The sequence below is a fragment of the Microvirga sp. P4_G7 genome, assembly GCF_056401005.1.
Window position 1 is genome coordinate 1 of record NZ_JBFUKD010001129.1, and the last position, 627, is coordinate 627.

Consider the following 627-nt stretch of genomic DNA (forward strand, 5'->3'; position numbering starts at 1 on the left):
ATGTCATCGCGGACGCCTGCGCAACCCTTGCGCCAGTTCTCGACATTTTGGTTCTCAACGCTGCGGTGCAGATCCGAAAGTCGTGGACGACGATAGAGCTCGAAGACGCCACAACACAGATCCAAGTAAATCTGCTTTCGTCTCTGGCATTGATGCAGACTTTCGTACCTTCGATGGCGACGCGCGGATGGGGCCGCGCACTGATCATCGGGTCGATTCAAGAGAGGAAGCCGCATCCTGAGATGGCAGTCTACGCCGCGTCCAAAGGGGCCCTGGCGAATTTGGCGCAGAACCTCGCGAAGCAGGTCGCGGGGCGTGGCGTCACCATCAATACGCTATCGCCGGGCGTCATCCTGACGGAGCGCAATTCCCAGGTGCTCGCCGATGTTGATTATCGCGAGAGCGTGTTGTCCAATATTCCCGCGGGGCGATTGGGRCAGCCGGCCGACTGCGCCGCGGCCGCACTCCTGCTGTGCTCGGATGCAGGAAGTTATATTACCGGCGCCAATCTTCCGGTCGATGGAGGAGGACGTCTTGTCTGAGCGCCCGCCACTACTCGCGGTGAACGGCCTTTCGGTCGGCTTTGAAGCCCGAAGTGACATGATTCCAGTGGTCAGGGACGTGTCC

1 protein-coding gene is annotated in these 627 nt (G+C 60.1%); it reads left to right on the plus strand.

From position 1 onward, the window contains the following. Window positions 1-542, plus strand: a 542-nt coding sequence (locus AC1DT3_RS23455) for an SDR family NAD(P)-dependent oxidoreductase (RefSeq protein WP_477467548.1), incomplete at its 5' end; no start/stop codon positions are given. Between the last annotated feature and the right edge of the window lie 85 nt (window positions 543-627).